This is a genomic window from Williamsia sterculiae, from assembly GCF_900156495.1.
In the GTDB taxonomy this organism is placed as follows: domain Bacteria; phylum Actinomycetota; class Actinomycetes; order Mycobacteriales; family Mycobacteriaceae; genus Williamsia_B; species Williamsia_B sterculiae.
Genome location: NZ_FTNT01000001.1, coordinates 174,307 through 188,921, shown reverse-complemented (window position 1 = coordinate 188,921; position 14,615 = coordinate 174,307). Strand labels below are relative to the sequence as shown.

Genomic DNA, 14,615 nt, shown 5'->3' with positions numbered 1-14,615 from the left:
GGTTGAACCCTCGACGCTCAGTTGACAGACAGTGGTCGGTTGTTAGAGGTCCAGTCGTCGGCTCGGTAGGCACCAGGGCGGGCCGTCGACACGAATGGGCGAACCGATTGATTGGTCAATGTCAACCTCGAGAAGGTGACGTTCGAGACCGTGCCCGCGTCAACAACGAGCCCGACCGCACGCTGCGCCGAAGCGGGCGTCTGCGAAATTGAGAGATCGCTGATTGTCACCGATTCAGTCGACGTACCCGGCTGACCTGAGTAGACAAGTACCGCACCATTGACGACGGACGGATTGCGGTTTGCGCGCGTGACGGAACCACCCACCACCGACACCTGATTAACGGATCTGGTGTCGTAGGCAGGCTCCGTGGCCACGTAGACGCCGGCCGCGCTCGTATCCGAGATATCGACATCACTGATCTGAATGCGCTGCCCACCCACGACAGCAACACCGCGTCCGCCAGTGGTGCCGCGCACTGTCGGTGACACGACAACAATGTCGTGACATGCCGGCGCGTCACCGTACGAGACAACTGCCACCCCGTCGTCGCCGGTATTCACCGTTGTCACCTGAGACAGCTTCCCGGTGTTTGCCCCGCCCGTGATGTGGATGCCATCCGCGCGCGTGTTTCGGACCTGCACGTCGTTCAGCGAGAAACCGCTCGATCCGTTGCCTATGAACACACCGGCGGCCGCTGACCCGTCCACCGAGGTACCGGTAATCGATGTCCGCTTGGCGCCCAATATTGCAAGCGCCTGCTGGTCGATCCCGTCGCGTCGAGTTGTCGACCGCGGCCCGATCAGCTTCAAGTTGCTGATACTCACATCGTCCGCCAATACCTGAACAGACGAGGTCTGTGTACTGGTCGCCTGGACTGTGGCGCCGTTCCCGTCAATCCGAACGCCCGCTTTTCGGATCTTCAGCACTCCAGCGTGCAAATACACGCGCCGGTTGTCGAGCTTCAAGGTTCCACCCGCCGGCATCGCGTCGATGTCAGTTTGAAGTTCTCTCGTAGCGTCAGCGGAAGCCTGTAGGGGGGACGCATGAGTCGCTTGTGGCGGCGTGCTCGCTGCACACGCGGTGGTCAACCCGACCACCGCGAGGAGGAGAGACGTCAGCTGTGACCGCCAAGGCCGGCTATTGCGCATGGAGCCACTCGACAATGCGTTCAGCAGAAGTCTCCCATGAAAAGCGCGCAGCGTTGCCGAGTGCGCGGTCGACTAGTCCGTCCACGACAGAGTCTGAAGACTCGAGTTCATCGAGCTGCTTGAGCAAGTCTTCAGGCGCCTCGGGTTCAAAGTACAGCGCTCCGTCACCTGCTACCTCGGGAATGGACGCCGCTGTCGAGGCGACAACCGGGCAACGCATGGTCTGCGCCTCCAGCACGGGGAGACCGAAACCCTCGTACAGCGACGGGAAGACCAGGGCGCGGGCGTTTCGATACAGCCATGCAAGTTCCGCGTCAGTCAGTCGTTTGGCAATGGTCACTCCTGGGCCGAACGTGGCGGACACGGAGGAATAGACGCGATCATCAGCGGCTGCTCCCACGACGACAGCAGTCCGGCCAGAGTCCGACAACGCGCGGACCGGACCGACAAGGTTCTTGTGCAGTGCGTACGTTCCAACCACGAGGTAGCTCCCCGTCCGCCACTCGAGGTCGGGCTTGTTCGGCTCGATCTCCGACAACCCATTAGCTGCGCAAGGAACCACCATGAAACGTCGAGGCGATGTACGCAACACCTCGGCAAGCTCACCTCGGCTGAATTCCGAGACCGTCATCACGATGAGTGCCGTGCGCGACAGGATGAAGTAGGCGACAAAGTAGAACGCAACAAATAGCTTGGTGTACGTTGCGGGAAATCTGAAGGGTGTCGCGTCATGAAACGTCACCAGCTGTCGTCGTTTGATCAGTGGTGCCGTGCCTCCGAAGGTCAGCAGCAGCCCACCACGCGAGACCACCGGCAAATAGAACTGCTCGAAAAGTAGTCCGCTCACGGGTGCGACGCGTGTGGTCATCGTCGCCTTGTCTGCCCACTCAGGAGCGCTAGCACCCTTCGGAACGTGCAGGACGAAGCGGAACCCCTGTGCGTTCGTCAAGTTCTTCGCGATTTCATCTGAATATCGTTGCACTCCGGTGAACGGCTGTCTGAGCCACTTGCCGTTGATGTGCACTGTCGGCACGCGAAATCCCCTCCGATTTGGCCGCTGTCAGGTTGCGGCGTTTGACTCCCCCCAGGCCATACTACGGGGCGAAGAGTGTATTGCACATTCGCATAATAGGCTGCACCATTTTCACAAAAACCTCACAGTGAGTTCGTAGGTAACCACTTACGGCAAACCCCACAAAACGCCACCTGGCACGACGATGTGACGACCCCAGAGGCCGGCACATCGACATCCCCGAGCCCTCAGCTCCGGCCCACCACCTCGGCGTCCGACAGCGCGCCGTCGGAGTCACCCTCCACCGCGGCGCTGTCGTGAGTGCCGTTCGGCGACTCGACACCTTTATCCCGCAACATGAACCAGCCAATCACCGCACCCAGGGCCGTGATCGAGATCGCCGCGTACACCGCGTTGTGCAGTCCGGTGACAAAGGTGTCTTGAATCGCGGTGGTCAGCGCGCCGCGCATGGTTTCCGGTGCCCGTGCCGCCACCTCGACCCCGGCCATCACCGACTCCGTCGCCGCGTTCTTCGCGTCGGCGGGCATCGGTACATCGGCCAGCTTGCCGGCCACCGCGGCCGTATAGGCCGATGTCAGGATGGATCCGAGCACGGCCACCCCCAACGTGCCGCCGAGTTCACGGGTCGTGTCGTTGACCGCCGACCCCGCACCCGCCTGTGCGGGGGTCAACGAGTCCATGATGATCTGCGTGCAGGGTCCGGCGATCATCGCCAGACCGGCGGCCATCAGGCTCATCGACCAGACGATGAGTCCCCAGTACGACGACTCCCGGGTGGAGAACTCGACCACCGCGAACCCGGCGGTCATCAGCGCCGAGCCGACCGCGGCCACTCGCCCCGCACCGAATGTCTTCGCCACCACCATCGCCACCGGCGACAGTGCGGCCATGACCACGGCGAACGGCAGCGTGCGCAGGCCTGCCTCCAACGCCCCGTACCCCTGAACCGCCTGGAAATATTGTGTGATCAGGAAGATGAAGCCCATCAGCGCGAAGAACGCGACCGCGATCATTCCCGACGCTGCGGCGAAACGCCGGTTCATGAAGAGCGTGACGTCCAAGATCGGGAATTCGATGCGGGCCTCGCGGCGGACGAACAGTCCCAGGACCACCAGCGAGAGGATCAGCCCACCGACGGTCCGGTAGTCGCCCCACCCGTGATGCGGCCCCTCGATCACCGAATACGTCAACAGCGACAGACCGACGATCGACAGCAGCACCCCCAACACGTCGAGCTTGCCGACCTGCTCCGGAGTCGGGCTGGGCACCACCAGCAGCACGATGGCCATGACCCCCACACCGATGGGCACGTTGATCCAGAAGACGGACGACCAGGAGTAGTGCTCGAGCAACCAGCCGCCGAGCACCGGCCCGATGGCCACCGCGACACCCGCCGTCGCCGACCAGATCCCCACCGCGGCCGCGCGGCCCCGCGGATCGGTGAAGATGTGGGTCACCAGCGCGAGCGTCGCCGGGAAAACGAGCGCGGCGAACACGCCAAGCCCTGCCCGCGCGGCGATGAGCGCACTCAACCCGGTCGACGTGGCCGCCACCACCGACACCGAGGCGAAGCCGACGATCCCGACCACCAGCGCGCGCCGGCGCCCGAACCGATCGCCGATGTAACCGCCGGTCAGCAGCAGCCCGGCGAAAACCAGCGTGTAGGCGTCGACCACCCACTGCAAGCCCGAGATTCCGGCGCTCAGATCGCGACTGATGGTGGGCAGCGCGACGTTGACGATCGTGTTGTCGATCATCACCAACAATTCGGCCAGGCAGAGCGCCGCGAGCGCCCACCACCGGTGTACTTCCCTCGTGCGGATCGAGGTGGAGATCATGACGGCTCCTCTGAACACTGGGCGACGTTGTAGGACATTGTTCTACTTCAGAAGAACATTGTTCTAGTACCCTGTCAAGAGTGGTGATGCGAAGAACTCCGGCAACCGAGGTCCGGTCCGCGCTGCTGGCCGCGGCCCAGGAGGTCCTGGCCCGTGACGGTGTGCGTGGCGTGACCGTGCGAACGGTCGCGACCGAGGCCGGCGTGGCGCCGATGGGCGTCTACAACCATTTCGAGAGCAAAGACGGGTTGATCGAGGCGATCGCCGACGACGGCTACGTCCAACTGCGGGCACTCATGCGTGACATCGGGATACAGGACGCGCGACAACGACTACGCGAAGGTGGACGGCGATACCGTCGTTTCGCGTTGCAGAATCCTCCGCTCTACCGATTGATGTTCTCCGGGCAATGCGAGGTGAACGAGGAGGCCGCATACGCGGCGTTCACCGCGCTCAGCGACCTGGTCGAGTACGGACACGCCGCAGGTGTCATTCGCGACGACGACATCCCGCTGCAGACCATGCAGATCTGGTCCACGGTCCACGGCGCGGTCAGCCTCGAACTGGATCAGGCGGGGCCACCCGGCATGTTCGACTCCGAACTCGTCTACGAGAGCGTGCTCGACCTCATCGAGAGAGGTGTCGCCCCAGGACCGTCGTGAGCGGCCGTACTCAGCGCGACTGGAAGTTCAGGTAGGCCTTGGACGGTGTCGGTCCGCGCTGCCCCTGATACTTGGAACCGACATTGCTACTGCCGTAAGGGTTCTCGGCCGGAGATGACAGCCGGAACAGGCAGAGCTGGCCGATCTTCATACCGGGCCACAAGGTGATCGGCAGATTCGCGACGTTCGACAGTTCGAGAGTGATGTGCCCGCTGAACCCGGGGTCGATGAATCCCGCCGTCGAATGCGTGAGCAACCCGAGTCGCCCCAACGACGACTTGCCCTCCAAGCGCCCGGCCAGATCGTCGGGCAGAGTGCACACCTCGAGAGTGGAACCGAGCACGAACTCCCCGGGGTGCAGCACGAACGGTTCGCCGTCGGCCGGCTCGACCAGCGATGTCAGCTCGTCCTGCCGCTGCGCGGGGTCGATGTGCGTGTACCGGGTGTTGTTGAACACCCGGAACAACCCGTCGAGCCGGACATCCACACTCGACGGCTGGACCAGCGTCGCATCGTAGGGTTCGATCCCGAGTCGACCGGACTCGAGCGCGGCACGGATGTCCCGATCGGATAGCAGCACAGGACGAGGTTAACGGGTGGTGGGTTGTCCGGTGCCGCGTGCGTCCGCCGGATCCGCAGCAGTTTCCCGCGTGCGCATCTGCAGCAGAGGGTACGTATCCGCCGAACTGGTGCGCATCCAGCACGACGTCGCCGCGCGGACCGTCGTCACCCGAGGGTTTGCTAAGCTGTCGCTCGCGAGTACGCCTCGCACGCCGATGTAGTTCAATGGCAGAACATCAGCTTCCCAAGCTGAATACGCGGGTTCGATTCCCGTCATCGGCTCCAGCATCACCGCAGGTAGAGCGGTCTTACTTCGGCTTCGCGCCCCTCGCTGTAGCCGTCACACACTCCCCACACACTCCGGCGGGTGACATTCCGAATCTGTCGGATGCTGGTGCGAGTGTGTGTCTATGGACGCAGCGGTACTGTTGGTGATCTTGATCTCGGCCGTGATTATCGGAGGTGCAGTGACGTCCCACGGGTTGCTTAGCACCACGCGCGGAAATATTGAGCTCTACAACGCCCGAGAAGTTCTTCAGCAGGGGATTCTCCACGCGCTTGCAGCCGCATCCGGATGCACACTGTCGCCGCCACAACCAGATTTCCACAAAACTGATTGGACGTTTGCGCTCAAATCTGAGGCGCACACGACTTATGAAGAAGCAAAGATCGACGTTCAACTGAAAGCCACTCATACAGTCCGCCCGCAAAATGATGGTGATTTTGGCTTCAAGATTGACAATGCGTTGTTCAAAGCCTTCTCCTCTACCAAGATTCATAATCCGCGCCTTGTTTTTGTGCTGATCGCTCCAGAATCTGTTGATAGTTGGGTGAAATGCTTAGATAAGTGGACAATACTCCGACATTCGATGTACTGGATAAATCTATATGGCCGCGCACCGACCGGCGTAACAAGCACTACCGTCCGCATCCCATATAAACAGCGGGTCGACCCTCTAGAGCTCTGTCGACTGCTACATCTTATCGGGGATGGTGGTCACCCTTGAGTGAAATCAGGCTTGACGCCGCGGAAATCGAGAGAATTTACCCTCAGACGATAGAGTCGGTGCTTCGTTCCCTCGGCTGGCGACGCAGCGGCGGTATCGAGAATATCTCCTCTCAATGGCTTCTCGACTCGGAGTCCAGGACAGAGAGCGTCGTGGTCCCCCTTCGCCGAGACTACGACGACTACATCCAGCGCGCCTGGGAAGCACTTAGCCGCATCGCATCTGTTTATCCACAACAAGCCGACACATTAATCCTCCAACTGATTCTGCCTGGCGTAGACGAGCTTATAAATCGAAAAGATGAGCCCACTGTTGGCGGGTCAATACCCTGGCGATCCGCAGAGAACCAGATCGTCGGATTCAGACAGGTCCTTTCAGCTGCAGCGAAGTCCGCTGAGACCCAGCAGCGTCACTTCGGTCGCTCTCACCGCCGCGTGGCGACGGAATTTATGTCTCAACTTCGCATGGGGCAGACAAAGATCGGTAGCTTTGTTATCACCGCAATATCGCCAACGAACCCGCTGCCAGTACGAAAAGATGGGCAGTCCTACGATGACCTTATTGCGCCGACCGGCCGCCAAGTTGTGGAGACATTCAACGGCGGACTCGAAGCACTACAATTTGCTTCGTCCGAGTATGTGCGCCACCTGAACGGCGCGGTATTCGATGAGACTGTCACCTCGGGCGTATCACTTGACCTAGTAAAGGGGATGCGGCGGGTTCTAGGCAACTCACCCGCGTCCGAGACAGTGATCTCGTGGAGTACGCAGATGTCCCGTGATACATCAAAAGTTGGCCCGTCCGCGGCAAGCCGAATTGTGTTCGAAGCCCAGCATGCTCCGGCGCTCAAGGCCGCTGTTAATCGACTTCAAGAGCTAGACACGAAGAAGCAAGTGACAATTGACGGCGCAGTTACGGACCTACACCGCGCAACCCCCGGCGAGGCGGGTGTCGTCGAGGTTCGAGTGCTTTCCGGCAGCGATGTCGAACAAGTGCTGATTTCGTTAACCGATAACTACGACGACGCAGTCGAATCCCACAAGGCAGGGAGCCTCGTGCGGGTGGTCGGTACGCAGGAACGGATCAACTCGAAGTATTGGATCGTGGACGTCAAGAGTCTACGAATCACGGACAGCCAAGGTAGGGGCAAGGAACTGATTTCACGCTCTGACGAAGTTCCAAGTTAGCCCCGTAGCGCAATTATGTTCTCGCCGCTGACCTTACTCATCGCCTCAAGTGCGAACATTGCGTCGGTGTGGTCGTCCTCAAACAGGTGCGCGTAGACGCTGAGCGTCGTGGTGACTTTGGCGTGGCCCATGAAGCGGGCGATCTCCAACGGCGGGATGCCTGCCGCGACGCAAAGGCTGGCGTACGTGTGGCGGAGAGCGTGAAACTTCAGTGCGGGCGGCAGCGCTCGCCTTCGGGCCTGCCGATTGGCTCGCAGCACCGACGGGCGGAACACCGCCTTGTAGAAGTTCTGGTGTCGAACCGGGTTGGACCAGTCCAGGCCTAGGCGCTGCTCGGCCTCGTCCACGGTGAGCGCGGACAGCGCGTCAGCGTTGCGCCAAGCCTTCGCGCCGGGTGGCTCGGCGTAGTGCGGCTGGGATCGACGGCAACGCCGGTAGGTCGCTCGGCTCGTAAGCCGAACGCCGGGAACAGGGGTGCGGTGACATCGTCAGCGCATGGATGTTCGGCCAGGTAGTCGCGCAGCACGTCCACGGTCGCCGGCGTCAGGGGCACTCGCCGTCGGCTCCCGCGGTTCTTTGGGGTGTCGTATCCGCCCGAGGGGCTCAAGGTCCGCTCCACCCGCAACAGACCCGGCGCGGGACGCGCGTTGGGGTTGATCTGGCCTATGGGCAGCTGCACATCGCCCACCTGCAACCCGCCCAGCTCTGCAGCACGTAGGCCCGTCCACGCGGCGGTGTGCACCAGCACGTTGAACGGCCAAGGCGTGGTCGCGACAAGCGCCGCCACCTGGTCAGCCGACAAGAACATATCGGGGTCGTCGACGACGCCTGGAGTCCCGCTGGTGGCGGTGCGCTCGCTCGGCAGCTTGACGTGATCGGCCGGATTGTCGCGCAGGAGCCCGTCCACCACGGCTTGCTCCAGCACCATCTTCACGACGAAGTAGGCGTGCCGCACGGTGCTGGGCTTCTTCCCTGCTGTGGTGAGCGCCTGCACCCATTCGGCTATCTGCTGGCGAGTGATCGCGGTGACCGCCGTGCCGCCGAACGTCGCGATGATCGACAAGTGCGCGGTGCTATTTCCGTCTCCGTCGCGGTGGGCGCGAGCCTTAGGGCTGAGTAGGTTCGTGTACTCCGCGCGGGTGCGGTCCTTCAAGTCGGTGCGACTGGCGAGCCAGGCTTCCGCAGCGTGAGCGAACAGCTTGTCTCGCGGAACGACGATGCCACCCGGTGCGTGTCGTTCGCTGTTGAGCTGATCCCGGAAGCGCTCGGCGTCATCCCTGTCGTGGAACGACTTCTGCATCGTGCGCTGCGTCTTGCGACCACCGGGGCGATTCGGGTCAACCGCTATCGGCAATCCGCGCTCGTCTCGCACGTCCTCGCGCCAGCGCACCTCGTAGTGGGTCACGGCCCTGCCGTTGCGATGCTGCCCTTGCGTTGTTCGCGTACGAATGTGCGCCATGTCAGGCCACGTCGGCTGTCGGCTGTCGGCTGTCGGCTGTGATGCGAGACGCAGATGCGGCGAACGGTGCTGGGCTGCCACACCGGGCGACCGGCTGGGCTGAGCTCCCGGAGGCTGTCAGTTCGCGGGCGATAGCCCCGTAGCTCATGCCTTGGTCTCGCATCCCGACGATGCGGCGCATCACCACACCGGACGCCATGCGCGGCCGCCCAGCGTCGCACCCTGAGCCTTCTTCGCGGCGAGCGCGGCCCTGGTCCTCTCCCCGATTAGTCGGCGCTCCAGCTGCGCGAACGTCGCCAGCATGTGGGCCATCGCCTCGCCGCTCGGCGTGGCCAAGTCGATGCCCAGGTCGAGCATGACGAGGTTCCATCGCTGCGACTGGGCGCGCTCGATGATGTCGCTGGCGTGGCTGACGCTGCGCGCTAGGCGATCTAGCTTGGTGACGACGAGCCCGTCTGCCAGCCCGGCGCCCAACCTGTCGAGCGCTTCTCGTAGACCGGGGTTGACGTTCTTACCGCTTGCTCCCTCGTCACGCAGGATCGTCAGCTCCCAGCCTCGGCGAGCCGCCTCGGCCCTGAGCGCCGCCTCCTGAGCCTGCAGACCAAGGCCGCTATCTGCCTGCTCCTGAGTGCTGACGCGTAGGTAAGCGATCATGTGACTCATGTTGTCTCCCCACAGTTATGGCGCAAACCACCGTTTACGCCCCACACCGCCGTAAGGTGACGCGCCTTATACACAGGCATCCTCTGACAACGTTTTTGAGCGTAGACTAACCCTTGTGCGCTGACTCGCGCCGCCATCGGAAACTCGCTAGGGTCGTCCACCATGCCGAGCATCGCGTTCGGTCGGCAGCCTGACGCAATCGGCGGGGTTCGCAGTGAGCCGTCCGTCCACGACCGCCTGCGCGAGAACCATCCGCACAAGGAAGTACGCGTGCCGCACTGTCGACGGCTTCTTACCAGCTGCTGTCAGCCGGTCCACCACCGCGAGATCCGCCCGCGCTTGATGGCATGAGCGGGTAAGTCACCGCGCCGATTCCCAGCTCGGTCATATTCGAGCTACAGTCCTCCGCGAGCGCCAAGGCGCAGGCATAACCGGCCCGCGTCGCCGCCATCAAATCGCACCGGGATTCGAACCATGCTGCCGTTGCTACACGGAACGTCACCTCACCCGGCTTCGGGTCGAACGTAGTGCCGCGTTGCTGATTGAACTCGACCGTCGTCGCGTGATCCCTGGCGGCGTTACGACTGCGAAACCCTCCCTTGGTGCGGTGCTTGCCGTCCGCCGTTCGCTACTGACCTTGTAGTACAGCTTAGCGGTGCGTGGTTACAGTCATGCCGCGCCAATACCGAACAGATCGATGGTCAACCCTTGTCCGGGAGTGGTTCCGACGGCCGTTACGTTGAAGGTGAGGATGTCCCCTTCGGCGACCGACCACGTGCCGTACGAAGTGACACCCGAGACCTGTGACCCCGCGGCGGCGGTAATCGATGGCATCCCTGTCGATGACCCGTTCTTCAGCACCTGAACGGTCAAGTTTCCGGACGCGTCCGCGGTGCGACCTCGGATGGTGATCTTCTGCAGCGTCTTGGCCTGGGAAAACCGGTAGCCGCTACCGCCCGTACCGAGCCCGGCGGCACGGGCGACGCTGCCGAGGGTATGGACGTAAGAGGCATCGAAGGCTGATCGGTTCGCGAACCGATAATCGACATAGTCCTTATTCGGCACCGAAGTGCCGACTGAGCCCACCGCGTACGCGTCGAGCGCTCCGATGTGGACATTGCCCTTACGGACCACGAACCAATACGGCGGGTACACCGAGAACTGGATGTCGTCTTGCATCGTGCTGACACAGTTAATAGACGCGCCGGTCACGCAGTAGGTCGAGTTAATCGAGAGCTCAGTCGGTGACGTGTCTGAGTTCTGGTCTTGGTCGAACTCCACATTCAGCAGAGTTGGCTGAAGACATGCATTCAACACCACACCGGTCGTCCGACCGGCCACCTTGCATCCAGTCATGGCGAACTGTGTAGGCCCAGAACCCGATGCGCCTACCACCGCCCCGTACTTACAGCCTTCCATCCACACGTTCACCAATGACCAGCTGTTCGCCGACCCGTCGATGATGATGTGGGCATACGTGGTTTGGTCGTTGGTGCCGCCCACGAACTCTACGTTGACCAGGTACATGCCCGCGTTCGCTGTGCCCCCGATCCCGTACAGGGACTTCCAGTTGCTGGTGAATTTGCACTGCGCCATTTCGTTTTCGATACACGAAGTGCGTAAGCCGATACCCAGGTTCTGGATGTCGCAGTCGGTAAAGAAGGTGCCGCCTGTGTTGTCGGAGAGTTCGATGCCGACCTGGCCTTGGTAGGTAGTGTTCGCGCCGGTGTGGTTACCACGGACGATCACACTCTTGAAGGAGCAGCGAAAGCAACCTGACAGCTTGAGAAGCCGTGCCCCTGCGGCAGTGGCATAAAACTGAAGATCCCGGAACTCCAGAAACTGCTTGCCCGTGAAGGTCGCAAGCGTTCCGGTGCCGTTGTACAAAATCTTCGTTAGCCAGCGCCCTTCCCCCCAGAACCTGTCCTGGTCCTGGACTGTGGGAAATGCAGTGATTAAGTAGGTACCAGAGGGAAAGTAAAGAGGCTTCGCGGCCGCCCTCGCCGCAGTCAGTGCGTTGGATACCGACGTGGTGTCATCGGTGGTGCCGTCTCCAACAGCTCCGTAATCCTTGACGCTGACGACAGACAATGTGCTCATACGACACGACACTACCTAACCAGGTTTACGGTCGTGGAAGTTTCAGGCGACCACGCTCAGGTGAAGCTACTCGTACAAGTCCACACGAGGAGTCGCCAATCGCGCAACCCGAGAGGCGCGGAGTATGACGATGACCGCGGTCGGCGGATCCACCATCAGCGTCAAGTAGCGCACAAACCGAACGATGCCCGTGCAATCGAGCCTGTGATTAAACAGATACGAGCTTATATTAGGTTTCCTAGTAGATCCTCTCGATGACGCCGCTGAGGAGGATCGTCGTCGAGGCAACTGATGTCACGATACTGACGCCCAGATACGTGGCGGCAAATGTATTGAGCGAGGTGGCTTGCGCATCGGAGAACTGTGAAGTCGCTGCGGTGACGTTGTGAAAGCCGGTGGTGCCAGATTGAAGCTGTCGCGTCATCTGGAGTTGCGCGGTGACTGCCCCCGTAGTTGTGGATATAGAGTCAACACCCACGTCAAAGACCAGTCGAGCCTTGTCCGCTGCTGCCGTCCCTGTCGCAGTGAAGGACAGCACAGGGGTATCACCGGCAGAGCCATTGGGCCCCCATCGCAACGCAATTGCTTGTGTTGCCGCCGTCGCAGGGTTAGCGAAATCGAGGGTGACGCGAAACTTGGCTCCAACCAATAGCGCTCCCATGGGTATCGCCAACCCCTGGTAGACCGTGGAACCGGAGTTCAGTGTTTGCCGCAACAGCGGGACCACCGTTGCCTGATCGCCCAATTGACCACGGAACCAGACAGGGGTGCTGGCTCCGGAGTGCCGCCAATTGAGGCGCGCATACCACGCCAAGGGTCCGTAGCTTCCCCCCTGTGAGACGGCTTTGTTTGCCGTGTCATTCAGAGCGGAGGTGTACGTGAGCTTCTCGATACGCAATCCATTCGCTGCAATGTCACCGGCGTCTCCACCGCCGATTTCGATGGAAGAGAAGCTTGACGGCGTCGCAGCATCCATTGCAACGACTGCATTGGCGATATCAATATTGAACGTCTTGGTGAGGAGCAACCCTCGAGTCAATCCACCGCTCCGGCCGGGCAATGTCGACCGCAAATTCTGTATCACGGCGTCCTTGACACGATTGAGCTGAACACCATCTCCCGGAGCGTTTCGTGATTCAACGGTCACTGCGGTGATGCCGGCAATGTCTTGTATCAGCAAATTCCCTCCTTCATTGACCACTCGGCCAATCGAAAGTTGGGAAGACGGTAGCGCGGTCACCGAACCAGACCTGAGAGTGTCGGCACCACCGATGAGAAATTGAGAGCCGTGGTCGGTGACGAGATGGACACCGTCAATAGCAGCCGATCGCAGACTGGTGATATTGACTCCGCCTTGGCCTCCACCGCCGCTTCCGGCAACCAGCTTCATTGATCCCAACCTGATGCCTGCGACGGTCGAGTTGACGGACCCGTCGCCACTACATGATACCGACCAGTTGGTGCAGCCGCGCACATCGGCGTCGGCAACGTTTACTCCGGCGAAGTCCCACCATTTGGAATCGTTCGTCGAGTTGATTTGTTCCGTTCTGATGGTGATTCCAGTGTCGCACGACGCAATGGCAATCGAGTTAATAGTAACGTTTCGTGACGCTAATGATGTCCACGCGATCGAACCACCAGCAATAGATGAGTTGATTATGATGCCGCTGGATTTTCCGTTTACTGTGACACTGGAAACTGCGAGATCCCGCGCTTGCTGAATTCTGACGCCATTAGCGGATCCACCGGTCACCGCAACAGCCGCTACAGCACCAGAATTACACCAATCAGTCAATACTGACGTTTGGAACGGGCCGTCATCCGAAGTTGCCCACAGCGCCGACGCGTCATAGTACGTGACGAAGGCGAGACCGTCGTCTCCGCAGGAGAGAGCGGTATGCCCCATGGCGGTGATGCGACGGCAAGCGTTGAAATGCAAACCATCAGCCAAGGTTGATATCGCCCGGAAACCTATGATCTTGGGGTCGGATACCCCGAGAAGCACCATGCCGGTTTGCGGTGCGTTCGCGACTCTGCCATTTATTACCGTGAGATTTGTGACGGTGCCGGTGGAACCTACCCAACCCGCCGGAGGAGCACTGTCAGATGGGTACCCAAGTACGTGCACACCGTCGCCGAAGCTACGGGCACTGGGCACCGTGGTCCAAGTGATGTTCGGGTTCACGAGGGTGACGTTGGTGGCCGCCCCCTTGACGAGGATGCCGTGTCCGGTTCCGTTGCCCGAGGAATCAAGGTTGTCCATGGTCAACCGTGCCGCCGGATCGAACATGATCGCAATGTTGGATTTACCTACGACCGCAACTGCCGCACCAGACGCTGGATTCTTCTGCGCGAAACGATAGTTTCCCGCCGGAAAGTACAGCGTCTGCCCATTAGTGAGCGCTGAAGTTGCGGCTGTGATTGCCGCGCTATCGTCGGTGGTGCCATCTCCAGTCGCGCCGTAGTCCTTAACGTTGACGACGGCCCACTTAGTAGCAAGAGCCGCAACCGTGAGGGCATCAGCAGCACGTGTCGGAGCGGTTCCTAATTGTTTGCGTGCCATCTTTCAGCCCTGAACAACGACGCGTAGCGAGTTAGATGCAGGCGCGGTTGCAAAACCCAAGGTCACCGCAGACGTGGACGTCCTGACCACGTCGCAGTCCACCGTTTCACCGGTGGTCACGTCGTACAAATCAACCTGAAGATCGCGGGTTCCGAGACCGTGCGTAATTACAATAGAGGTTGACGTACCGTTGCCCACATCTGCCACGTATTTGCTTACCATGATCCAAGTATGCTCGCCGACAGTCGTCGACGCTGGCCGTTTGGTTTTATCGCTAGCGAGGTCACTCAGATTGGGCTTCGTGCCCCGCGTCCGATGAATCATTTCGCATACGCATATCGCCAGTAGCGAGTTCACCAAGTTCGCGATATCTGTTGTTGGCTCAAGGTCC

General features: G+C 60.9%; 12 protein-coding genes and 1 tRNA gene. 4 read left to right on the top strand and 9 right to left on the bottom strand.

The window, feature by feature from the left end:
- Positions 1-17: 17 nt before the first annotated feature.
- From BW971_RS00750 to BW971_RS00740, 3 genes are all read right to left on the bottom strand, one after another.
- Positions 18-968 carry a hypothetical protein gene (locus BW971_RS00750; protein WP_143690141.1) on the bottom strand — a complete coding sequence of 317 codons (951 nt, stop codon included), beginning with the start codon at positions 966-968 and terminating at the stop codon, positions 18-20.
- Between the two features lie 172 nt (positions 969-1,140).
- The gene (locus BW971_RS00745; protein ID WP_076475642.1) at positions 1,141-2,184 is read right to left on the bottom strand and encodes a glycosyltransferase family 4 protein; all 1,044 of its coding nucleotides are present in this window, start codon (positions 2,182-2,184) and stop codon (positions 1,141-1,143) included.
- 227 nt (positions 2,185-2,411) lie between these two features.
- Positions 2,412-4,022 (bottom strand): DHA2 family efflux MFS transporter permease subunit, encoded by a 1,611-nt coding sequence (locus BW971_RS00740; protein ID WP_076475640.1) that lies wholly within the window; start codon positions 4,020-4,022, stop codon positions 2,412-2,414.
- Positions 4,023-4,108: 86 nt separating this feature from the next.
- Between BW971_RS00740 and BW971_RS00735 the strand changes: the two genes are divergently transcribed.
- Positions 4,109-4,684 (top strand): TetR/AcrR family transcriptional regulator, encoded by a 576-nt coding sequence (locus BW971_RS00735; RefSeq protein WP_076476258.1) that lies wholly within the window; start codon positions 4,109-4,111, stop codon positions 4,682-4,684.
- A gap of 10 nt (positions 4,685-4,694) precedes the next feature.
- On the opposite strand, the gene dcd is transcribed toward BW971_RS00735, so the two are convergent.
- The gene (gene dcd / locus BW971_RS00730; protein ID WP_076475638.1) at positions 4,695-5,264 is read right to left on the bottom strand and encodes a dCTP deaminase; all 570 of its coding nucleotides are present in this window, start codon (positions 5,262-5,264) and stop codon (positions 4,695-4,697) included.
- A 192-nt stretch (positions 5,265-5,456) separates the two neighbouring features.
- Between dcd and BW971_RS00725 the strand changes: the two genes are divergently transcribed.
- The 3 genes from BW971_RS00725 (at position 5,457) to BW971_RS21015 (ending at position 7,439) form a co-directional block, all read left to right on the top strand.
- A tRNA-Gly gene (locus BW971_RS00725) sits at positions 5,457-5,530 on the top strand.
- Positions 5,531-5,655: 125 nt separating this feature from the next.
- Positions 5,656-6,252, top strand: a complete 597-nt coding sequence (locus tag BW971_RS00720) for a DUF4365 domain-containing protein (RefSeq protein WP_083709138.1) — start codon at positions 5,656-5,658, stop codon at positions 6,250-6,252.
- A 59-nt stretch (positions 6,253-6,311) separates the two neighbouring features.
- A complete protein-coding gene (locus BW971_RS21015; protein ID WP_143690140.1) occupies positions 6,312-7,439 on the top strand; it encodes a hypothetical protein in 1,128 nt (375 codons plus the stop codon).
- Here BW971_RS21015 and BW971_RS21785 read toward each other — a convergent pair.
- The 5 genes from BW971_RS21785 to BW971_RS00690 form a co-directional block, all read right to left on the bottom strand.
- Positions 7,436-7,786 (bottom strand): tyrosine-type recombinase/integrase, encoded by a 351-nt coding sequence (locus BW971_RS21785; RefSeq protein WP_234974142.1) that lies wholly within the window; start codon positions 7,784-7,786, stop codon positions 7,436-7,438. The genes BW971_RS21015 and BW971_RS21785 overlap by 4 nt on opposite strands.
- On the bottom strand, positions 7,762-8,898 hold the full coding sequence (locus BW971_RS00705; RefSeq protein WP_234974139.1) for a tyrosine-type recombinase/integrase: 1,137 nt from the start codon (positions 8,896-8,898) through the stop codon (positions 7,762-7,764). The genes BW971_RS21785 and BW971_RS00705 overlap by 25 nt, the downstream gene beginning before the upstream one ends.
- 180 nt (positions 8,899-9,078) lie before the next feature.
- Entirely contained in the window at positions 9,079-9,561 is a 483-nt protein-coding gene (locus BW971_RS00700; protein ID WP_234974137.1) for a recombinase family protein, read from the bottom strand.
- Between the two features lie 669 nt (positions 9,562-10,230).
- Complete coding sequence (locus BW971_RS00695) at positions 10,231-11,661, bottom strand: glycosyl hydrolase family 28-related protein (RefSeq protein WP_076475629.1); 1,431 nt, start codon at positions 11,659-11,661, stop codon at positions 10,231-10,233.
- 238 nt (positions 11,662-11,899) lie between these two features.
- A complete protein-coding gene (locus BW971_RS00690) occupies positions 11,900-14,224 on the bottom strand; it encodes a glycosyl hydrolase family 28-related protein (protein WP_076475627.1) in 2,325 nt (774 codons plus the stop codon).
- Between the last annotated feature and the right edge of the window lie 391 nt (positions 14,225-14,615).